Raw genomic sequence first — 22,771 nt, forward strand, 5'->3', positions numbered from 1 at the left:
TTAAATTTCTTTAGCTGGAACTCCAACCACAGTAACATTATCAATAACATCATTTACTACAGCAGCCCCGGCTCCTATAGTTACCCAATTACCAATATTTTTCCCAGGTATAATAACTGCCCCTAATCCTACATGAGAACCTTCACCTACTCTCACACCACCAGAAAGAGTGGCACTTGGAGAAATATGGACATAATCTCCCAAACAGTTATCATGCTCCACAACTGCATTTGTATTAACAATAGCGTGGTACCCAATTTCTGCATCAGCGTTAATAACTGCATTTGGCATCACAACCGACCCGTTACCAATTTTAGCAGATTTACTAATCACTGCACTAGGATGTATTAACTTTACGTATTGTTCAATAGGTAAAGTTAATACATCAAAAAGCTTTTTCCGTACGACATTATCACCAATAGCAATACAACATTTATACTCATTTTCTTGCAAACTCTCTAGGAAACTAGTATTAGCATAAATAATACCATCAACTTCAATTGTCTCCTCAAAAGCATCATCAACTATCGCATACAAATTCAGTTCTTTATCCGCAGCTACAATATCCTGAATTACCTTACTATGACCTCCAGCACCAACCAGGATTAATTTAATCATCTTCCTGAAACCTTTTTTACTGAAGACCCTTTAAATTTTTCCATCGTAGCTTGTCCATTTTGATTAATTCCTTCAGATTTAAATACTTTCAAAACTGTTAACATAAGTATTTTAATGTCTAACCAAAATGATTGGTTATCTACATACCAAACATCTAACCTGAATTTTTCTTCCCAGCTAATAGCATTACGACCATTGACTTGCGCCCATCCAGTGATACCAGGTTTAACTTCATGTCGGCGTGCTTGTTCAGAGGTGTATAATGGTAAATATTCAGTTAATAATGGACGCGGTCCTACTAGGCTTATGTCACCTTTTAATACATTAAACAGTTGAGGAAGTTCATCTAGGCTTAATTTCCGGATAACCTTCCCACTTTTTGTTAAGCGAACATCATCAGGTAAAAGCTTACCTTTTTCATCTTTTTCCTCAGTCATTGTTTTAAATTTATACACAAAAAATGTTTTACTGTACTTGCCAGGACGTTCCTGTTTAAATATGGCTGGTCCACCAAGCCTAGTTTTAATAAGAATATACATCCCTAGCATAATTAAACTAAATGCAATTATTAAAATAAAGGATATAATTAAATCAAACATTCTTTTCATTATTATTTGCCCCTTGCGCTACATCGTATAACATATAAGATTCTAGTTTAATAGCTAACTTTTCCCAAGAATAATTTTCTTCTGCATAAATTTTTAGAGAATTCCCCGCTTCAGCCTTATAATCCTCATCATAAATTTTGTTTGCAATTTCATTAACTAGATCGTTTGGGCTCTCAGATAAATTAATTCCATTTACATTATTTAAATCACCAATAACATCGTTGCTAGAGTACATCATAATGGGTAATCCTGAAGCCATGTAATCATATAGCTTATTCATACTAAACCCCCATTTATATAGTGGGGATTTTTTCAAAGAGATAAATGACAAGTCCGCCAGACTTAATAAATATGGGATTTCCCCCTTGGGAATAGATTCTATAAAAGAGACATTACGCAAGTTATAGCTTTTAGCCAGTTTAATTAAATCATTTTTCAAAGGACCGTTACCTACTAAAACAAACTGAATGTCGTTATTGCCTTTTTTATTTTGTAAAATATTAGCTGTTTCTATTAAAGGTTCTAAATAGTTTGCTATTCCATGTGATCCTGTGTAAACTACTTTATATTTAAATTTTTGCATTAATTTTAGTATATCTTTATTACCTTCAACTTTTTTATAATTATCAATGTTTACTCCATTTGGTAAATATAATACTTTATCGCGATCTATATCTCTAGATGTAATATATTCACTAGCTTTGTCAAACAACACTATTATTCTTGAAGCTTTTTTATATAAAAACTTTTCAAATCTATACAAAACTTTTACGATTGGGTTTTTTTTTGATAGTTTGCCGAAGTCAACAAATGTTTGCGGCCAAAGATCTCTTTCTTCAAAGTAAAAAATTGACCCAATCTTTTTTGATACTAAATAACCAGTTAAAGCCGCTAGCGGATGTACACTTGATCCAATAATTATATCTGGTTTGTCAGGTTCTATCCCTTTGTTTGCAATTTTATAAGACTTATACGTATAGTCCAACATATTGATAATTCTTGTTATTGGATGATTATAGTTGATTGTTTTAACCCATACATAATCAACGCCATTTATATTTTCTTCTTTAAAAATAGACCTTTTATCATAATTATTTGTTTCCTCTTTTAAAAAGTGATTATATGAAGAAGCAAAGATGGTAACTTTATGCCCCTTGTTTGATAGTTGATAGGCTAAATCATAATGCCTCGTACCACCCACATGGTGTGGAGCTGTTGCATAATGATTAAATATCCATACGTTCACTGGAATCTACCTTTCTTGATTACGGAGCAACTGTTTTACATCCACGTTTTTAAATTTCTTCGCTGGTGAACCTACTACCAATTCATCTTTTTTAACGTCTTTTGTCACTACACTTGCTGCAGCAACTGTTCCATCTTCTTCGATTACTTTTCCGGGTAAAATAGTAGCGTTCGCCCCTATTCTCCCACCGGTTTTAACAGTTACGCCCTTAAACTTATCAAGACGTTCCTTGCTTCTACCCATGTAATTATCATTTGTTGTAACCGCATTAGGTGCTACGAACACATAATCACCTAGATCCGAATAGGCAGTAATATAACAATTAGTTTCCAGTTTACATCGTTCTCCTATTGCACAGTCATTTTCAACTGCAACCCCACGTCCAATAATTGTGTATTCACCAATCCTTACTCGTTCTCGTAGAGTCGCGAGATCTGCAACAAATACATTATCTGCTATTTCGCAATTAGCATATATGATAGATGAAGTACCTATAGTAACCCCAGAACCAATTTTAGCTGGTGGCAGTTTTTTTGTCTCCGGTAGTATTGAGGCGTTTGCTTTTGTCGGTTGCTTACCAATTACGGCATTATCTTGAATTATTACGTCACTACCAATTATAGTTCCAGGGTAAATAATGACATTATTCGCCAATGAAACATTATCTCCAAACTGAACATTTTCCTTTATTATTACATTCGATCCAATTGTTTTTGGCTTATTCATAATTTATCACCTACTTTTTATAAAATTCTACTATTTTATCAATAACAAATTGTTGTTCTTCTTGTTTAAGTTCAGGATACATTGGTAGAGAAAGAACTTCCTCAGTTGCTTTTTCTGTGATTGAGAAATCGCCTTTTTTATACTTTAGATTTCTAAATACAGGTTGAAGATGTAGTGGCATAGGATAATAAATCATCGAATCTATTCCATTATCTTTTAGATACTCTTTTAATGCATCTCTTTCATCCACACGAATGGTATATTGATGGTATACATGATAGTTTCCTTCTTTTTCATAGGGGACGGTTACATGGTTTGGAACCTGCTCTTTTAATAACTTTGAATACAATTTAGCTTTTTCTCTTCGTAGTTCATTAAACTTAGATAGATTTTTATACTTAACGTTTAAAATTGCTGCCTGTAATTCATCAAGTCTACTATTATAACCTAATACATTATGATAATACTTTGGTTTACTCCCGTGTACCCGGATAACTCTACAATTTTCAGCTACTTCTTCATTATTGCTTACAATCATACCTCCATCACCATATGCACCAAGGTTTTTAGTAGGGAAGAAGCTATACGTAGCAGCAGTTCCAAGTTCCCCCGGCTTTTTACCTTGGTATTCAGCACCAATAGCTTGCGCGGCATCCTCTATAACAACCAGGTTATATTTATCAGCGATTGTTCTAATCTTATTCATATCAGCCATTTGACCGTATAAATGAACTGGAATAATTGCTTTCGTTTTATTAGTAACTACTTGTTCTATTGCATTTGGATCAATATTAAATGTCAAGGGGTCGATATCAACAAAAATTGGGGTGGCACCTGCTCTTACAATTGATCCAGCAGTTGCAAAGAAAGTGAAAGGAGTTGTAATAACCTCGTCTCCTTCTTTTACCCCGGCAGCTTGCAAGGAAATATGAATTGCATCAGAGCCATTTCCTACACCAATTCCATGGGAAACATTACTAAATCTAGCAATACTTTTTTCTATATTCTTAACATTATCACCTAGTATGAATTGGGAAGAACTTAATACTTCATCGACTTTTTGTAATACTTCTTCTTTTATGTCTTTATATTGTTCTGTTAAATCTAGCATTTTAACTCTCATTATAATTTTCCTCCGATAAATTTTTATAAGCCTTTTCCATTAATTCAACATTTTTATTCCAATCATACTTTTCTTCTACTAACCGGCGACCCGATTCTCCCATTTTTAGTCTCTTCTTCTTATTAATTATTAAAACATAAAGGGCTTCTGCGAGGGTCTCACTGTTATTATTACTCATAATAATACCTGTCTCATTATTAGTAACTACCTCCGGTAGTCCGCCAACATTTGAAACAATTACTGGAACTTGACAACTTGAGGCTTCTAAAACCGAAACTCCGAAACTTTCAGATATACTTGGATTACATACAATGTCCATTTCAGCGAGGTATTTAGGTACCTGAGCATGCGGTATTTGGTCTTTAAATTCTACAATGTGAATTATGTTTTTTTTAAATGATAAATCTTTAAGTTCACTTTTAATGATTCCACTACCTATAATTTTTATTCTAACTTTTTCAGCAAGATTTGAGTATCCATTTTCCCTTAATTTGGTTAGAAGTATAGGTATAGAATTTAATAAAATGTCAATACCATATACCTTTTTTAAACTTTTAATAATTCCAATATTAATCATTTCTCTATCTTCATTTTTAAAGTTTGCTCTAAAGATATTAGTTTCAACACCAAAAGGAGTGATTATAATTTTCTTATTATTTGTACCTAATATTTCTTGGGTTTTTTTGTAAAGAATAGCACTAGTACATGCCAATATTTTTGGATTTTCAAGATTTCTTTTCACTATATATTTCTTTAATCTAGAGTCATTTGGAAAAAGTAAAACATCACTTCCCCAAATAGATAATAAAGTATTTTTAAACGAGATAAGACGAGATAAAGTACCATAACCACTTGCATAATGGGTATGAACTATATCGGGCATTATTTTTTTAATTATTTTTTTTGCAAAAAAATAATTAAGATAGTATCCAAAACTATTCTTAATAGGCAATATAAAGATATTAACTTTCTTACATATCTCATCATTTATAGGTGGATGCATTGTAATTAAAGAAATTTTATATCCTTTAGCACTTAAGGCGTTTATCCACTTTACAGTATGAATAGAATTGGCCGGTGCAATAAAGCAAATTCGCAATTTCATTCCCCCAACTAAATGATTTTCTTTACTTCTTTTATTTCATTCTCTAAACGTTCGTCCCATGTCCGTATTTTATCAATTTCTGTTTTCGCAATATTCTTTTTTATTTCGTCAAACAAACTTTTGTTTTCTATAACTCTGATAATATCCTTTGATATATAATCAGTTAATTGCTCCCCTTCATTGTATATAAATCCATTATCCTCATGACTAATCCATTTTCCAGTATCACCATTATTTATTGTGAAAATAATTTTATTTGCTCGAATAGCCTCGAGAAGGGGGTTCCCCACATTTGATGACTCAAATGTTGAAATAAAAGCTTTTGCTAGATATAAATATTTATAAACATCACTATTTGAAATTGATCCGGTAAAATAGACGTTTTCTTCAATGCCTAATTGGCGAACCATATTGATTAGAAACTCTTTCTCCTTTCCCTCCCCAACAATTATAAGTTTAATATTTTTTTTCTTGTACTTATTCACCAGTTTTGCAATCACTTCTATACCAATATCAACTCTTTTTATCTTTTCAAGTCGACTAATTGTAATAATTGGAAAGTCGGTATCATTTAACCCTATTTCTGATTTTATTATGTCTAACTCTTCTACTTTAGGAATCTGAAACCTTTTAACTCCATTACTTAGAAACTTTAGGTTTCTTAAATTCTTAGAATTAATTTTATTTAATAACCAATCACCTTGGGTCCCATCATTAGTCATAATACATAAATCTGATGGTAAAAATAAGGCTAAAAAATGATCCCAGTTTAAAATCATCTTTATATATCTTTTCTTCCTAAGCATTGGTGTTAGATAGAAAGTACCCTGAAATCTGGATATAATTTTAAATTTTTTAAATGAAAAAAGTTTTAAAAGGTTTGCTGCAAGTACCCCATGATATTCGTATCCGTAAACAATATCTATATTATCATTCTTTAAATATTTAATTGCTTTTATTGTTAGTAAAATAATTACAAAGTAACCCCTAATTTTATTTATTATCGTTCTCAAAATATTTGAGTTAAAAAAACTATGGACCTTTGGAATTGGATATTTAAATCTTTCTACGTTAATACCTTCAGGATTAATTTCATTCTCGTAGTAGTAGTTACTGTATTTTGAAGTATCTCTAGCAACAATATAATTTACCATCCACCCACTTTCGGAATACTTCAAAGGCGTATTTAATATAACTTGTATAGACTTCTCTTTAAAATCTATAGCAGAAAGGAATAAAACACGTTTTATTTTTAACAACTCCTCTTTAGTCTATTTAAGTTTAAAAATCCTATACATATTCCAAATAAAAACCACATTGGCCAAAAATAGAACATTCCACTAGGACCAATAGAACCTATAACCATGCCTAAAAGTGACAACGCTAAACCTCTACCGAAATATTCAAAAAATAAATTGCTATAATCAAATACTATTAATTCCTTAATTAATTTGAAATAAAATAATGTAAAAAGAATAAATATAAATAACCCATGTTCGGCCAATATCTCAATCCATAGATTATGTGGGTCAACTATGGACCCCACAAAGATATTAGCGTCAAGGCCGAACATAAAATTGTCAATTCCTACACCCAAAAAACTTGATTCCTCAAGCATTATAAAACCATTTTTGTATAAGTTAAATCTTATATAATTTGATCCATAACCATCTACCACCTGCTCGTACATACTAATATATTTCAACAATATATCAGAGCTCAATATAAGTGCCCCAAGTATGGTTATAACCGGTATAGATAAAATAATTTTTTTTTTAGTAAATTGTTTATGCCAATAGCCATATACTAGAAGTTGCAAAATTATCCCAAGAAGAACCGCATAGGCACCATTAACTACTATAATAAATAAGACTGAAAATAATAATATACTATTTATTAATTTTTTCCAGGCTTTAAACCATTTAAACCCAAATAAAATAATGGGAAAACATATTAATAAAAACAATGAAAAGTTATTTTCGTTGTAAAAAACACCTGTTGCTGATCTTATTCCAGTTAAATTTTTCTGTTCAAGAAGATCAATATTATTATATCTAGAAACGCTTAAATGAATCCCTGTAAATATCTCAAATAAGCCCAAAAGTATTAAAAAAGCGAGACTTATATAGATAACTTTTGATATAAACGCAATATTAATATCTCTTTGTATCGAAGATATTATTACTAATGTCAACATTATAAAATATAAAAAGTCATATATTCCCCTAGAAACGGAATCTACATCGAGGGCCCATGTTAACGATAAGCATTGATAAAATAACCATATAAATAGAAATAATATATATATGAATTCCTTCTTATGAATATAAAAGTCTTTTAATAAAAGCGTTCTGGTGAAAAGAAAAGATACTAATAAGAGTATTAGGGCATTAAACAGCGTTAAAAAGGAAAAGCCAATATCCATGGGTGGCACAAGTGGGTTGACTATTGAACCAGTGAAAAGTAATAAAAAAATTGCATGCCTAAAATTCATCGAAATCAATCCCTAACTTAATACTTTTTTGTATAAATCTAAATAAGCTCTTCCAACCGATTCAATACTAAATTTGCTTAAAGCATATTTTTTAATTTGATCTGGGTCATACTCTAATTTTGTTATTGTTTTTAGTGCGGTTGATAATTCATCAATATTATTTTTTTCAACAAGCAAACCATTAAAAGGTTTTATATAGTTTTCAGGTTCCCCACATCTAGTTGAAATAATCGGTTTTCCTGAGGCCATAGCTTCAATATACACTACCCCAAATGTTTCATAATGGGATGCTAATACGAAACAATTGCATTTTTCAAACCAATTACCTACTTCTTCCTTTTTTAACATTCCTAGAAACTTGATTTGACTTTCTATACCTAACTCTTTGGTCAGAATTAATAAATTTTCTTTTTCCGGACCATCTCCACCAATAATTAATTCAAAACGATTATTACCTTTATAAACCTTAGCAAATGCCTTTATTAGTAAATCCATTCCTTTATTCGCTTTTAAGAATGCTAATGAAAAAAAAGTATAAGTTTCTTGGTTACATGTTAGATCGGTAGGTTTAAATTTATCAACTTCAACACAATTAGGAATTATATCAACGTCGACGTCTCTAATTGCTTTTAAACTTCTAGAAAGTTCTTCCCCTACCGATATTACATTACTTGAATATTTCATTGTTTTATTAATAAACTTTTTTTGCCTATATGAATACTCATCGTTAATTATTTTGCTTGTATGCTCAGTAACAACAAAGGGTATATTTTCCTTTACCGATATTTTATATGCAGTCCATCCCCCCCACAAAAATGAATGAGCATTAATCAAATCGGGTTTCCCATAGTTCTTTTTGTATTCTTTATAAAGTTTATATACTTCTCTATAAAAGAAGTATTTACCCAAACCGGGTATTCCGGAGAACAAATATAAATATTTTTGTTTAAAAGTCAAAATCCCAGCGTCGTATTCATTTATGATTATATCTTCCTTATAAAACTTCTTTAATTGTTTAATACTAAAAAAATTTACGTACGCAATAACTGGATCAATATTGTATGCTTTAAGGGAAAGAGCATGAATATGAAAAAAGTCACCGGCCATAGGATTATCTTTAGACTTATACCACGATGGAATAATAAATATCTTCACTATAATAACCTCATTTATTTTTAATATTCAAAGCAACAATTTCTTTTCTAGTGAGTAACATAATGTCTTTAACACTCAATAAATTCATTCGTTTAATCACAAATAATTTATAAAGAAAACTAACAATGTAACTTGTACTAGTTGCAAATGCCGCCCCTAAAAATCCATATTTCGGTATTAAAGTTAAATTTAATCCGACGTTTAACATAAAAATTATTAAGGAGGAGATTAGGTTTATATTAGGTTTACCCACTCCCGAAAAATACGAAGATAAAATTCTATCTCCTGAAAAAAACACTATCCCTGGCAATAATAATTTAAGTGCACCAACACTATCCATATAACTTTCGCCGAATAGTAATGGAACCAGAAAATCACCTGAACAATAAAGTATTACTGCAATGAAACTAGTAAATATTAATACGACTTTCATTAATACTAAGGTTAAACTTACCTTGAGATCCTCTTTTAAAATTCTTGATATTCTTGGAAAAAGAACGGAAGAAATGGATTGTGAAACAATCCAAAGTTTTTCACCTATATTAACAGCGATAATATATAATCCTACTGAAACTGGATCCCGAAATATAGACAAAATTATAATATCCGAACGGTAATTTAAAAAGGTGAAAATGTTACTTAAATGTGCTTGAAACCCATAATGAACAGTAGTTTTTAAGTAGCTAATAGTAGATCTACCTTCACGTATTAAAAAGAAACCCAATTTATATATACTCGATGAGGACCAAATTTGTTGTACTATATTACCTACCAAAAATGCAATTATAGCTCCAATAACTCCAAAGTTAAATACATAAATTAATATTAACGAAAGCGAAAGAATAACAGTTTGTTTTATCAATAACAACTTATTGAATACTTTAAAATTTTCTATGCCTTGTAAGAAGGCCTGAGTATAATCATTAAAAATGAGAATTGGAAATATTGTTATTACAAATATTTTTAATGATATATCTATCTCTTCATAAAATAAATTAGGGTTTATATTAGTTAATAAACAATAAATTAACAGAACGAATATACTTATAAACACACCAAAGGTAATATTTGTTTTAAAAATATTACTCTTCGGAAATGTTTTTTTACCTACATAGTATACAGTAGAAGCTCCCAACCCAATGTTAAGAAAAGTATAGAGCATAGTTGGTATAATCATCAGCATGGTATATATACCCTGATTTTCTGGCCCCAACCCTCTTGCCAAAATAATACTTATAAAAAAGCCTAGAAAAATACTTATTAACTGTCTAGAGATTGTCATTATTATATTTTTTTTAAAAATATTATCCATACGAAACCTTCAGCTATAATTTATAAACATGTTGGTATTTATTTTTCACCGCATTTTTTGTATCAAACATTAATCCTACCTTACTGACTACTTGCTCATAATCAATTGATGAATGATCGGTTGTTATAAGTACTAAATCAGCTTCATTTAACAGTTTTGTACTAACATCTGTAATTGTTGAATATTTTTTTCCTTTTATCTTAAATTCTTTTACATATGGATCAACAATTTTATAATTTGCACCATATTTTTCTAATAGATCCAAAATTGGGATAACAGGTGATTCACGATAATCATCAATATCCTTCTTATAAGCAACTCCTAGGACCAATACATTTGATCCATTTAATGCCTTTCCATCCTTATTTAAAATCTCCATTACCCGTTTTACAATATAATCTGGCATATCATTATTAATTTCACCAGCAGTTTCAATTAACTTTGTATGATAATTGTACTCGCGAGCTTTCCAAGTCAAATACCATGGGTCAATTGGAATACAGTGTCCGCCCAGTCCTGGGCCAGGGTAGAATGGCATAAACCCATATGGCTTAGTAGCTGCTGCGTCAATAACTTCCCACACGTCAATACCCATTTTATTACATAAAATAGCCATTTCATTTGCTAAACCAATATTAATATTACGGAATGTGTTTTCTAGTATTTTTTCCATTTCAGCTACAGCTGGACTAGAAACTTCATGAATATCTCCTTCTAGTACATTTCTGTACATTGTTGCTGCAACTCTTGTACAATTTTCAGTTACTCCTCCAACTACTTTAGGTGTGTTTTTGGTTTTGAATTGCTTATTACCTGGATCTACACGTTCAGGTGAGTATCCTAGGAAGAAATCTTCTCCACATTTTAAATTAGATTCCTCTAAAATAGGCTTTAGAACTTCTTCAGTTGTGCCCGGATATGTTGTACTCTCAAGAACAACAAGCATTCCTTTATGAAGGTAACCTGAGATTTCCGCCGCTGAACTTTCAACATATGAAGTATTAGGCTGCTTATAAATATCTAATGGTGTAGGCACACATATTGCAACAGCATCTACTTCTTTAATAAGAGAGTAGTCAGTTGTAGCTCTGAGTTTTTTATTATTTACGATATCCTTCAGTTCCTCATCAACTACGTCGCCAATATAGTTAATACCTTGGTTAACCTCATCAACTCGACTGTCTTGAACATCAAATCCAATTACATTATAACCTGCTTTTGCTTTCTCAACAGCTAATGGCAGTCCTACGTAACCTAGTCCAACCACTCCAATTACAGCTGTTTTATTATTTAGTTTATCAATTAATTTATCCGCAAGAACATTATTTGTTTCTTTAGTTGTTTGCATGTTCATACTCCCTCGTAAAATGAATTGGTTGATTTTTGCTAGCAGATTCATAGAAGTCTAACACAAGTTTAAGTGCCTTCCTGCCATCTTCTCCTGTTACCGCAGGTGTTCTATCTTCTTCGATGGCTTTTACCATATCTTCAATTATCCATTGGTGTCCTGGTATTCCCCATGGATTCCCTTTTATTCTATCTTTAATTTCCTGTATTTCTTTTTCTTGTTTACCTTCTATTTCAAGATGTTCAAAATAAAGAGCATTCGTACCACCAATTTTTACAGTACCTTTTTCTCCAAAAATTGTGATAGATTCTTCGAAGTTTTTAGGATAGACCGTTGTCGAAGTTTCTACCGTTCCAAGAGCACCAGATTCGAATCTAATTAGACCGGTTGAAACGTCTTCAGCCTCAATATTTCTAAAACGAGTAGCCTCCATACTAAATATTTGCTCTGGATTCCCCATGAACCACAATAATAAATCAAGGTTGTGAATAGCTTGATTCATTAATACTCCACCATCATGTTCTTTTGTACCACGCCACGGGGCTTGATCGTAATATTCTTGATTTCGATTCCAGTTTACTGTTGCATTTACATGACTGATTTCTCCTAATAAATCACCATCAAGTATTTTACGAAGTTCTTGTACCACTGGACGAAAACGATTTGGATGAACTACCGAAATCTTCACATTATTAGTTTTACAAGCTTCAATAATTTGGTCAGTGTCCTCTAATGTCATTGCAATTGGCTTTTCAAGAACAATATGTTTTTTCGCATTTGCTACCTGAACAGCTAATGGTGCATGTAACCCACTTGGTGTACAGATGCATACAACATCAATAGCGTTGTTATCTAACATTTCATCAAGTTCTATATAAGGAGTAACACCATATTCTTCAACATAATATTCCATTGTTTCAGGAATTTTATCACTTACAGCTACTAAATTTGCATTTTTAATTTCATTTATAGCTTTTGCATGTTTTTTAGCTATAAAGCCACAACCTACTATTGCAAAATTCATACTTAACCACTACTTTCCAGATAAATATTAATAATTTTTATTTATGAAATAACCTTATAGGTTACGATTGTTCGACCGCCAACAAAGTTTTTTCCATAAACACAATCTTCATTAGCTCCTGCTTTAAATCTATTGTCGAGTAATCATCAAATCTTTCTATTAGTTCAATAAATAACTGTGAATCCACATCCATCGTTTGACCAACATATATTTTTTCATAAACCTCACCTGGTAGAACCTCTTTGTCACTTAGCAATTCTTCAAACATCTTCTCGCCAGGTCGAATACCAGCAAATTCTATTGAGATTTCATCTTCGGTGTAACCTGATAGATTAATTAGATTCTTAGCTAAATCAACAATCTTTACAGGTTGACCCATATCTAAAACAAAGATTTCTCCACCTTTTGCTAGAGTTCCAGCCTGAATTACTAATCGTGACGCCTCTGGAATAGTCATAAAATATCTTGTCATCTCAGGGTGAGTAACCGTAACCGGTCCTCCTTTTTCAATTTGCTTTTTAAACAACGGAATTACACTACCGCGACTACCAAGTACATTACCGAATCGCACAGCAACTAACTTTGTACTACTACGCGTTGCTAAATCTTGTATTACCATTTCCGCAATTCGTTTTGTTGCCCCCATTACATTGGTCGGGTTAACAGCCTTATCTGTAGAAACCAAAACAAATGTGTTTACACCAAATGTGTCTGCAGCTTCGGCAGTATTTTTAGTTCCAATGATGTTGTTTTTGACTGCTTCATGTGGGTTATACTCCATTAATGGTACATGTTTATGTGCTGCAGCATGGTATATAATAGTAGGTTGATGTTGCTCAACAATTTCAAATATACGATCACGATCTTGCACATCACCAATAACTGGAACGATTTCCACTTCCGTATTACTAAAATTTTCTCGTAGTTCCATATCAATGGTATAAATACTAAATTCTCCATGTCCAACTAAAACGATTTTACCTGGTGTGAATCGCATTAATTGACGGCATAATTCAGATCCAATCGAACCACCTGCACCAGTGACCATAACCGTGTTACCTGTTACGTATTCGGATATGGCGTTAATATCAAGTTCAGCTGGTTCACGTCCAAGAAGATCCTCTACTTCGACATTTTTCAGCTGGCTTACGGACACTTTTCCAGTCATCAGATCTTCTATCTTTGGTATCATTTGTGTTTTTGCGTTTGTTTTATTACATTCTGCTACCAGTTTATTTAATTCACCATTTCGCAGTGAGGGTATCGCGATAACAATATGATCAATATTATGATTTCTAACAACAGTTGCGATGTCCTTCGACTGACCTAAGACTGGTAAACTATATAATTGCATTTTCTGCTTTGTAGGATCATCATCAATAAAAGCCACAGGCAACAGTTCTGAATTATTTTGGTTCTTTAATTGACGGACAATCATTGCTCCAGCGGAACCAGCCCCAATTATTAACGTACGTTTTTTATTTTCAGCATTATTCATATATTGGTCTCGATAGATTCGCCAGATAAACCGGGATCCTCCAATCAATATAATATGTAACATCCATGTCACTAATAGTGCTCGTTTATATATCGCAAAGTCATTTGCTAAAAATTGGGTGAATCCTGCCGATATAATGGAAAGTGTAATCGATTGAACAATTGCTAGCAGTTCACCGACGCTAGCGTATGACCAAACTTTATTGTATAACTTATATAACATTGCATAAAAATGATGGAAGACAAGTAGTGCAATAGAACTGATTATAAGTGCAGGCATATTTACTAGAGATACATTTGGATATACAATCCATGAGGCAATGAAGATAGCAGTACTAACGATGATGGAATCCATTAATACTAATAATGCTAGACGAGTGCGGTATGTCATCATGTCAACTCCCTTCTGAAGTTTTTACTTGTTGTTATGTTATCGAAAAGCATGAGCGGTTTTATGCACACGAAACAAACGATCTTAAATTAAAACAATCCCATAAATTTTTTCTTTCTAACCATTGACGGTTCCATCTTATTCACATTCTGGTTATCTACTAACAATTGTGCATTTTCCATAAATAGATAGAATAAATCATTTCCAAAGTCATTTCGCAATTCATGATATGCATCCTTCATACAAAAGCCTCTTGTTGTCGTGTTATGTGCATCTGAAGCTATAAAATGTGTTAGATTCGCGTCTATTAATTGCTTTGAAAATTTTTGAATGTTTTTCCCAAACTTCCCTACTAAACTAGCAGCAGTTATTTGGGTAAGTGCTCCTTTACGAACTAACTCATATAGTTTGGATGGATGTTGAATAAGTTCTGAATTACGCTCTGGATGTACAATAATTGGTGTGTATCCAGACACTTGAATATCAAATAGCATCTGTTTTGCATAACGAGGAACACTACCAGAAGGGAATTCTATGAACATATATTTTGTTTGATTTAAGGAAAGTACCTCATTCTTTTCTATGTCTTCAATTATATCTCCATTAATGCGAACTTCTTGCCCAGCAAGAAGTGTTAGAGGAATATCCTCACTAACAAGTAACTCACTTAGAACTTCGACACTTTTTATTACTGTGTTTCCAGTATTATCGTACTTCCCATTTCTATGATGGGGAGTAGCAATAATTGTATGGATGCCTTGTTGAACCGCTTCTCTCGCCATCGCTAAACTATCAAATTCAGTAACGGCTCCGTCATCGAGACCGGGTAGTATATGGCAATGAATATCTATCATAATGTTCACATCCTTATTTCGAGTTACGGAATAACTTGTTCGAATTGCGGAACTATTTGTATAAATCATACCAAAGTTCGACATAAATATACAGTGCAATTCGGCTTTGTTAATGCCATTTAGCATAGGAAAATGGACTCATTTTTAATATAGCAAGTAAACTTTGTGACCACAATCATAAATAATTGCCAATTAACGACAAAAATGTATTTTTTGGGAAATCCATGAAAAACTCCCTATCCGTTGATAAGGAGTAGATTAATTAGTTCACACCATAGTAGTAATAGTAATTTGATGCCTTCTTTTCACGATCATTTAGAACAGCACCTAGTAGTTTTGCGCTCGCTGGCTCTAGTGCCTCTTTCGCTTTTATAGCTTCTTCATTTTCAGTAGTGTTGCTTCGAACAACCATTAATGCGCCATCAACAATATTCGCTAGAATTTGTGCGTCAGTAACAGCAAGTACTGGAGGCGTATCGAAAATAATAATATCATATTTCGTACTTGCATCCTCAATTAAAGAACGCATTTTATTGGACCCTAATAATTCAGAAGGGTTTGGTGGTATTGGTCCACAAGAAATGATATCTAGATTTTCTATATCGCTTTCCGAAATTGCTTCCTCAAGTGATTCTTCACCGACAAGAATATTACTTAATCCGTTCAGATTATCAAGACGAAAAGTATAATGAACTGTTGGTTTACGCATATCCGCATCTATTAGTAACACTCTTTTACCTTGCTGCGCATAGACCACTGCCAGGTTTGCGGTAGTAATCGATTTACCAGCACCTGGCCCAGGTGACGTTACAAGCATCGTTTGTAGTTCTTCATCGACGGAAGCAAACTGTAAATTGGTCCTGATTGTACGGTATTGCTCAGAAATCGGGGAACGTGGGTTCAACTTGGTAATTAAATGTCTTATTTTGTTTGCTCTAGCTTGATTTTTTTTGCGCGCCATTATACCCACCTCGTTTCACTTGTCTTGATTGAATTGCGACGTGTTCTCCTCGTACGTCACTGTCATTGATATGTGTAATCACACCTAGTACTGGTATTCCAAGTGTTTTTTCCACATCATCTTCTGTTGTAATTGTATTATCTAGATATTCAAGTAAAAACGCTAGACCAACACCTACCATCGCACCAAGTACAACGGCGATTGCAATGTTAAGCAAAGGTTTTGGACTAACTTGATTAGGGGTAGATGATGCCTCAGCACTTGCTAAAATGCTAACGTTGTCCACATTCATAATATCAGGAATTTTTTCTTGAAAAATTTCAACAGTAGTGTTGGCAATTTTCACAGCCTGACTATAATTTTCATCCGTTGCTGTGACCGTTACAACTTGTGAATTTTCTTCACTAGCTACTTGGATTTTTTCTTTTAACTGTGTGGCATTAACGGAAAGCTCTAACTCTTCAACAACATCTTCTAAAATTGCTGGACTCTTAATGATGATATTATACGTATTAATAAGCTGTATGTTTGTCTGGATGTCACTTACATTAAATTGCATTTCTGGATCTTGCACTTCTTTGTTTACGATAAACTGAGTACTAGCTTGATAGGTAGGCGTCAAAATAAAATAACTGATGATTGCAGCAATTAAAGCTGCGCCAACTGTCAAGGAAACTATTAATAAAAAGCGCTTTTTAAGAACCTCAAATATTTCTTTGAGGGATATCGTTTCTTCCATGTTAGTACCTCCACTATGATGAATAAATGTATGAATTCTATTACTATATAATATACAACCGAAATTATAACATATTTAATTAAGAATGAATGAGATATTTTAAAATAATAGGAGGAATTATAGGGTATTTGGGCATATTTTACCATTTTTAAGCGGTTGTTTTTCCAGATAATTTACAATACTCGATATTATATTACATTTTGATTACAAAACCACTTATTCTGTCATTTTCATGCTATAATAATTGGACTTTGTTAAATCTATATTACATGTGAAGGGAGTCATTCCAGTGGCAAATAAGAAGATTATTATGTCGGTAACAGCAAGCGCGTTTCTAGCATCAGCCTTTGCAGCAACAGAAGCAGAAGCAGCATCTTATAAGGTACAAAGCGGAGATTCACTTTGGGGAATCGCACAAAAGTACAACACGAGTGTTGCACAGCTTAAATCTATCAATGGGTTATCTAATAACATCATTTATCCAAACCAAATCTTAGAAACTAGTAAATCTACTTCAAATAATGAACAAGTTCAAACACAACAACCTACTACTAATAATACAATTACTACATATACCGTTAAACGCGGCGATACTTTAAGTGGTATTGCAGCAAAACATAATATTTCCCTATCGAATTTGATGAAATGGAATAACTTAGATTCTTACTTAATTTATCCTGGTGATAAATTTGTCGTTTCTAAGAGTGGAGGTTCTGTTTCCGCACCTGCTCCAGACCCAGCACCGACCGTGGATCGCGACGAACAGGTTGAGTCTTCAACTGTATATACCGTTCGCTCTGGAGACACGTTGAGCGGTATTGCTTCTCGTAATAATGTAACTGTTGCTCAACTGAAAAAGTGGAATGGATTAAACTCTAGTCTTATTCTTGTGGGTCAGAAATTAAACATTGGTAAATCGTCAACTGACACTAGCGGAGCAGTTGAAGCACCTAGTGCAGATGTAGATTATAATGTTGACAAGCTAATTAGCGTCGCTAAAAGCTTAGTTGGCACGCCATATGCTTGGGGTGGTACATCACCAGCAGGATTTGACTGCAGCGGATTCATCTATTACGTGTACAAGCAGGCAGGTATGGATATCTCTCGCACATCTAGCGAAGGATACTTCAATCGCTCTTATTACGTGAACAACCCACAAGTCGGTGATCTCGTATTCTTTGAGAATACATATAAATCTGGAATCTCACATATGGGAATCTATCTTGGCGATGGAAAGTTCATTCACGCTGGATCAGACGGCGTTGAGATTGATGAAGTTCACGGTATTTATTACTGGGGCAAACATTTCGATAGTTATAAGCGTTTTTACTAGAATGATAGGAAGGGTTTCCTGCTTTGGCAGGGGGCCTTTTTTTGTTTGGAGTAACGGTGTGTGGCCCGAGTTTTGATGTGGGTGTCCCGAGTTTGCTTGGTGGTCTCCCGTGTTTATGGTGCTGTCTCCTGAGTTTGATTAGGGTTCTCCCGTGTTTTTCGTGCTGTCTCCTGAGTTTGTTTGGGGGTCTCCCGTGTTATGTTGCTGTCTCCCGAGTTTGATAAGAGTTCTCCCATATCTGCTTATCCCTCTCCTAAGTTACTCCCGTCGAGCTCGATTCTATTAAAATAAATGAAAATCCAGCATTATTAGTAGTGTTCTGCTTAAGCAGAACACTACTAACGATTATCTATGAGCTCAAGTTTTCTAGTTTCTTAAATTAACATTCCCTTTTCCTATAAGTGCCATCTTCTACGCTTCTTATCAAAATGTAATTTATGCTCTCTTAATAATTTTGTGGCTATATTTTTTGAAGAAAATCTTAGGAAGCGCATGCATTCAGAATTGGTAATCCATGGTTTTATCAATAATAAGTAATCATCTATTGCGGCTTTATGTGCAGTTTTCGATGTTGTTAGACATTTTTTACATATCCACCCATTATATTTCCGCTCCATTCCCAATAAGCCACACTCGGGACACATCACGCCTCCTAGGATTTCCCCTGGATTAATTCCATATTTATGTTGATAATTAAAATGATAAGTTTGACACCCCCTACTGATTAGCGCACCAATTTTATGATGAGATAAATGATTATTCTCTTTTTGATCAAACTCTAATATATATTGTGGCAAGTTTTCACCGTACATTACTAATTTAGTGATATCATATTCTGCTGGGATCGTTTTTATTTTTGTACGCGGATCAGCGATCGCTACTATTGGATAGATTGGTATGTTGATAACATCACGTTCGGAGAGCCAGTCAGTTAACTGAAGTTTGCATGAATTCGCTTGTGTAATGGGGTTCCTGGAATTAATCTCTTTTCCATTAATCGTTTGGAAGAATTGGTTTGTGTTCATATCAAACGTAATTGTCTCTGAGTAGTTTTTAATTTCTACAATGTAGATGCAATGGGGACTAATAATCAGTGAATCAATTTGGAATGATGATTCTTTGTTGTGGAGGTAGACATCGTTTAGAATGGTGAACTGTTTTCTGAGGAATGAGGCGATGAATTTATCGACTATCTTTTCTCCTTCATAGCCTTTTTGTCTATTGGATAGATCTCTCGCCAATGTTGGCCTCAATTTCTGACGAGGTAATAATCTAGGCAGAAGAGCCTGTAACACGAGGATTTCAATCGGGGTTTCTCGCTTTTTCATATTTTCTTTTACTCCTTCGAAATAAATTAATCAGATTATACCATAGGAAACATTAGATGATACATGGAAAGATCCCGTCGAAGACAAATCCAATCAACTACCCATCTGATCAAGTAAAGTATTTATGGATTCATTAATTCGACGTTTATTCCGTCAATGCGATGTAACACCAAAATGATAAATCGATCATCCGTTATGAATGATAATCATGCTTCCATCCGGATCTCCTCCTCTCTTGTTTGTTTACTGGTAACTCGGGAGACAATGTTTCAAACTCAGGACGAAGTTGCAGTTATTCGGGAGACTACTCGTTAAACTCGGGCGACCTTACATTAAACTCAGGCGACACCTCCCTATATTCGGGCGTCCCTCCCACTAACTCGGACCAGAAGCACTGCAACTTGGGAGGCATAAACCAACCATAAAAAAATAATCGCCACCAATTTTGAATTAGTGACGATCGCATCCTGCAAATTTTACCATAATGAATCAAATATATCATTCTTTATTAAATCAGTATCAATGTTACACTGCTGACCACTTAGCCCATATTGCCAGATAAATGTCATACTTGCATTCGGAGTAGCTGGTCTAAACTCAGTAGGCGCATTTTCCTCTGAGGTTACACCTACGACTGGATTGTTTGACCATATAGCCAAGTTGTTCTTCACTACATTACTTTGCTCAACAGCATTTTGATAAGCTGTTCTAACTTCACCGTCTGTATCAAAATTGCCATACATTCCTGCTTTATATTTTGAATTTTGTATTGTCTCTACCCATCCTATAACAAAATCTGCATCAATAGCTACCATAGGTTCAATGTCAACGAATAAATAGACACCCTGTGGTATGTTCAATTCATTTGCATCTTGTATAGCTTCCTTGGCTTCCTCCACACCATTGTCATATCCTATGGCATTATCTAACCTATTATGGATTGGAATTATCTTGATTCCCGCTTCATGAAGCCTTTGCGCTTCTTGTTCGGTAATCCCAGCAGACACACCTTCTGTCGTTTCAAGGTATCTCCCAACTGCTGATGGTGTACCATAGTTATTTTGCACACACATTAAAAATTCTTCTGTAACTAAACTAGCTGTATCTATACCCCAAAGAATTTCCTCATTTGGTATGTTTGGTTGATTTGGTTGTTCTGATTGTTCCGGATTAGTTGGTTGATCTGTAGTGGGGTTTTCTGGTTTATCTGGATTTGTTGGTTGTTCAGTGGTTGGATCTTCTGGGTTATCTGAATTTGTTGGTTGTTCTGTGGTTGGGTCGTCTGGGTTATCTGGATTTGTTGGTTGCTCTGTAGTGGGATCATCTGGTTTATCTAGATTGTCGGAGTCATTTGTAGAAAATGCTAACCATAATATTGTCGATATAGATGCGAGTCCAAGTACAATAACTAACCATATTTTAAATTTTTGTCTATTGTTCTTATCATCAAAGAATGAACTCATTTTTGTTCCCCTCCCTCAATCATAGCCACTAACATAGTATCCATTGGTTTATGACGTAGTGATAAAATTGGAAGAAAACAAACTGAAGCCTATAAACATTCAGTTGGAGTTTTGCTCCCCCAACTGAATGTTAGTTGGACATTACCCCCCCATTTTTAAATGGGGGATTTATTAACTGAGATCTCATATTTAACCACTCATCTTATCCGGCAATGCATGTATGGATTCGATTAGCGTGTCAAGTTTACCTTCAATACGGTGCAATAAATAAAATGTCACCACAATCGGGAATCCGACATCCGTTACGAATGATAACCATGCTTCCACTTGGATCTCCTCCTTTCTTGTTTACTAGCAGCTCGGGAGACAGTACATCAAACCCGGGCCAAAGTTGCAGTTACTCGGGAGACATCACGATAAACTCGGGCGATCTTACATTAAACTCAGGCGAGACCTCCCCATACTCGGGCGGCACTCGCGCCAACTCGGGCCAGAAGCACTGCCACTCAGGCGACACCAACCTTAGCCCCCTGCTAAAGCACCCTCCCTATCAAACAATAAGACCAGCGCCAGAATAATCTTCATGTCGCTGGTCCTTTAATTAAGCTAATTCAATGTCTAATACATTACGTTCTACGATACGTGCGCTCTTCTTTTTGATAAGATCGCCACCAGATGAAGTGAATGCATTTTGTGCAATAATGGTATCCATCGCACCGTTAACAGCAACAGAATCAACTGGTTCCACCGGATTATCCAGTGTGTACGTAACCACTTTTCCATCCGCGTTTTCGAATTTCATTTCCAATTTTTTCGCCATCAGAGTCCCTCCTTTCCACTAGATTTGACTGGTGTTACGCCTGACGTAACTCAGAACTGTCATTACGTTCCACTTTGAAAAGTGGACGCTGCTGCAATGGTGCAAGTGAGCTTGCGATTGCGTATAACTGATCTGGTGTTGCTGCAATTTTTACGTTATTGAAGCTCTTCGTTTTGAAAAGCTCCTTACCAGTGATTCCATCGACACCGTCGTTAAAAACTAAGCGAAGAGTGGAATTCACGATGCTCGCTGTTGCCATGTGCCTCACCTCCTTTCACCCATACAATCGAATAGAAGAAGGAAAAGGTGGCATGAAAAAATATAAAAATAATCGCCACCTTTTTGAGTTCGGTGACGATTGTAGAATATATACAACATTAGACTTAAACAGACCACCTGCTAAAGCAGGTGGGTTTGGATATAATTAACTTTCGTGTTCTTATCGCAATTTGGCCACGGATAGTTTATAACTATATTTAGTTACACTACTCACATGGTACTGCATGCCTACATTCATCCATACTCTTTTCAGATCATACTTAAACATGGACATCAAAAGATAAGGCTAAAATCAAATACCATCTAAGGAGGTTGAAGTTAGACCACCCATTTGGAAATTAAATTAG

General features: G+C 34.1%; 22 protein-coding genes. 1 reads left to right on the forward strand and 21 read right to left on the reverse strand.

Going from position 1 to position 22,771, the window contains the following annotated elements:
• The 16 genes from ACY9Z2_RS00840 to ACY9Z2_RS00915 all read right to left on the reverse strand — a co-directional run bounded on the left by ACY9Z2_RS00840 (position 1) and on the right by ACY9Z2_RS00915 (position 17,201).
• Positions 1-618: an acetyltransferase gene (locus ACY9Z2_RS00840; protein WP_463607700.1), complete on the reverse strand. Its 618-nt coding sequence runs from the start codon at positions 616-618 to the stop codon at positions 1-3.
• Positions 615-1,226, reverse strand: coding sequence for a sugar transferase (locus ACY9Z2_RS00845; RefSeq protein WP_463607701.1), 612 nt, complete (start codon positions 1,224-1,226; stop codon positions 615-617). Before ACY9Z2_RS00845 ends, ACY9Z2_RS00840 begins: the two co-directional genes overlap by 4 nt.
• Positions 1,210-2,472, reverse strand: coding sequence for a glycosyltransferase family 4 protein (locus ACY9Z2_RS00850; protein ID WP_463607702.1), 1,263 nt, complete (start codon positions 2,470-2,472; stop codon positions 1,210-1,212). Before ACY9Z2_RS00850 ends, ACY9Z2_RS00845 begins: the two co-directional genes overlap by 17 nt.
• A 6-nt stretch (positions 2,473-2,478) precedes the next feature.
• The gene (locus tag ACY9Z2_RS00855) at positions 2,479-3,198 is read right to left on the reverse strand and encodes an acyltransferase (RefSeq protein ID WP_463607703.1); all 720 of its coding nucleotides are present in this window, start codon (positions 3,196-3,198) and stop codon (positions 2,479-2,481) included.
• Between the two features lie 10 nt (positions 3,199-3,208).
• Positions 3,209-4,321, reverse strand: a complete 1,113-nt coding sequence (locus ACY9Z2_RS00860; protein WP_463607704.1) for a DegT/DnrJ/EryC1/StrS family aminotransferase — start codon at positions 4,319-4,321, stop codon at positions 3,209-3,211.
• The gene (locus ACY9Z2_RS00865) at positions 4,311-5,420 is read right to left on the reverse strand and encodes a glycosyltransferase (protein ID WP_463607705.1); all 1,110 of its coding nucleotides are present in this window, start codon (positions 5,418-5,420) and stop codon (positions 4,311-4,313) included. Before ACY9Z2_RS00865 ends, ACY9Z2_RS00860 begins: the two co-directional genes overlap by 11 nt.
• A gap of 14 nt (positions 5,421-5,434) precedes the next feature.
• The gene (locus ACY9Z2_RS00870) at positions 5,435-6,685 is read right to left on the reverse strand and encodes a glycosyltransferase (protein WP_463607706.1); all 1,251 of its coding nucleotides are present in this window, start codon (positions 6,683-6,685) and stop codon (positions 5,435-5,437) included.
• Positions 6,679-7,620, reverse strand: a complete 942-nt coding sequence (locus ACY9Z2_RS00875) for an O-antigen ligase family protein (RefSeq protein WP_463607707.1) — start codon at positions 7,618-7,620, stop codon at positions 6,679-6,681. The genes ACY9Z2_RS00870 and ACY9Z2_RS00875 overlap by 7 nt, the downstream gene beginning before the upstream one ends.
• Before the next feature lie 312 nt (positions 7,621-7,932).
• Positions 7,933-9,075 (reverse strand): glycosyltransferase, encoded by a 1,143-nt coding sequence (locus tag ACY9Z2_RS00880; protein WP_463607708.1) that lies wholly within the window; start codon positions 9,073-9,075, stop codon positions 7,933-7,935.
• 10 nt (positions 9,076-9,085) lie between these two features.
• Positions 9,086-10,387 carry a flippase gene (locus tag ACY9Z2_RS00885; protein ID WP_463607709.1) on the reverse strand — a complete coding sequence of 434 codons (1,302 nt, stop codon included), beginning with the start codon at positions 10,385-10,387 and terminating at the stop codon, positions 9,086-9,088.
• Between the two features lie 13 nt (positions 10,388-10,400).
• Positions 10,401-11,735, reverse strand: coding sequence for a nucleotide sugar dehydrogenase (locus tag ACY9Z2_RS00890; protein WP_463607710.1), 1,335 nt, complete (start codon positions 11,733-11,735; stop codon positions 10,401-10,403).
• Entirely contained in the window at positions 11,722-12,759 is a 1,038-nt protein-coding gene (locus tag ACY9Z2_RS00895) for a Gfo/Idh/MocA family protein (protein WP_463607711.1), read from the reverse strand. Before ACY9Z2_RS00895 ends, ACY9Z2_RS00890 begins: the two co-directional genes overlap by 14 nt.
• A gap of 61 nt (positions 12,760-12,820) precedes the next feature.
• On the reverse strand, positions 12,821-14,647 hold the full coding sequence (locus ACY9Z2_RS00900; RefSeq protein WP_463607712.1) for a polysaccharide biosynthesis protein: 1,827 nt from the start codon (positions 14,645-14,647) through the stop codon (positions 12,821-12,823).
• Positions 14,648-14,736: 89 nt separating this feature from the next.
• The gene (locus ACY9Z2_RS00905) at positions 14,737-15,501 is read right to left on the reverse strand and encodes a tyrosine-protein phosphatase (RefSeq protein ID WP_463608266.1); all 765 of its coding nucleotides are present in this window, start codon (positions 15,499-15,501) and stop codon (positions 14,737-14,739) included.
• Positions 15,502-15,763: 262 nt separating this feature from the next.
• Positions 15,764-16,462 carry a CpsD/CapB family tyrosine-protein kinase gene (locus ACY9Z2_RS00910; RefSeq protein WP_463607713.1) on the reverse strand — a complete coding sequence of 233 codons (699 nt, stop codon included), beginning with the start codon at positions 16,460-16,462 and terminating at the stop codon, positions 15,764-15,766.
• Complete coding sequence (locus tag ACY9Z2_RS00915; RefSeq protein WP_463607714.1) at positions 16,437-17,201, reverse strand: YveK family protein; 765 nt, start codon at positions 17,199-17,201, stop codon at positions 16,437-16,439. Before ACY9Z2_RS00915 ends, ACY9Z2_RS00910 begins: the two co-directional genes overlap by 26 nt.
• A gap of 289 nt (positions 17,202-17,490) precedes the next feature.
• Here ACY9Z2_RS00915 and ACY9Z2_RS00920 point away from each other — a divergent pair, with 289 nt between their 5' ends.
• Entirely contained in the window at positions 17,491-18,534 is a 1,044-nt protein-coding gene (locus ACY9Z2_RS00920) for a C40 family peptidase (protein ID WP_463607715.1), read from the forward strand.
• Between the two features lie 395 nt (positions 18,535-18,929).
• Here the strand turns inward: ACY9Z2_RS00920 and ACY9Z2_RS00925 are convergent, their stop codons facing one another.
• The 5 genes from ACY9Z2_RS00925 to ACY9Z2_RS00945 form a co-directional block, all read right to left on the reverse strand.
• Positions 18,930-19,862 (reverse strand): nuclease-related domain-containing protein, encoded by a 933-nt coding sequence (locus ACY9Z2_RS00925; RefSeq protein ID WP_463607716.1) that lies wholly within the window; start codon positions 19,860-19,862, stop codon positions 18,930-18,932.
• A gap of 476 nt (positions 19,863-20,338) precedes the next feature.
• Entirely contained in the window at positions 20,339-21,325 is a 987-nt protein-coding gene (locus tag ACY9Z2_RS00930) for a glycoside hydrolase domain-containing protein (protein ID WP_463607717.1), read from the reverse strand.
• Positions 21,326-21,514: 189 nt separating this feature from the next.
• Positions 21,515-21,652: a YvrJ family protein gene (locus ACY9Z2_RS00935; RefSeq protein ID WP_463607718.1), complete on the reverse strand. Its 138-nt coding sequence runs from the start codon at positions 21,650-21,652 to the stop codon at positions 21,515-21,517.
• Positions 21,653-21,926: 274 nt separating this feature from the next.
• Entirely contained in the window at positions 21,927-22,145 is a 219-nt protein-coding gene (locus ACY9Z2_RS00940) for a DUF2922 domain-containing protein (RefSeq protein WP_463607719.1), read from the reverse strand.
• Positions 22,146-22,179: 34 nt separating this feature from the next.
• On the reverse strand, positions 22,180-22,404 hold the full coding sequence (locus ACY9Z2_RS00945) for a DUF1659 domain-containing protein (protein WP_463607720.1): 225 nt from the start codon (positions 22,402-22,404) through the stop codon (positions 22,180-22,182).
• Between the last annotated feature and the right edge of the window lie 367 nt (positions 22,405-22,771).

Source organism: Virgibacillus sp. GM2-2 (assembly GCF_055329585.1).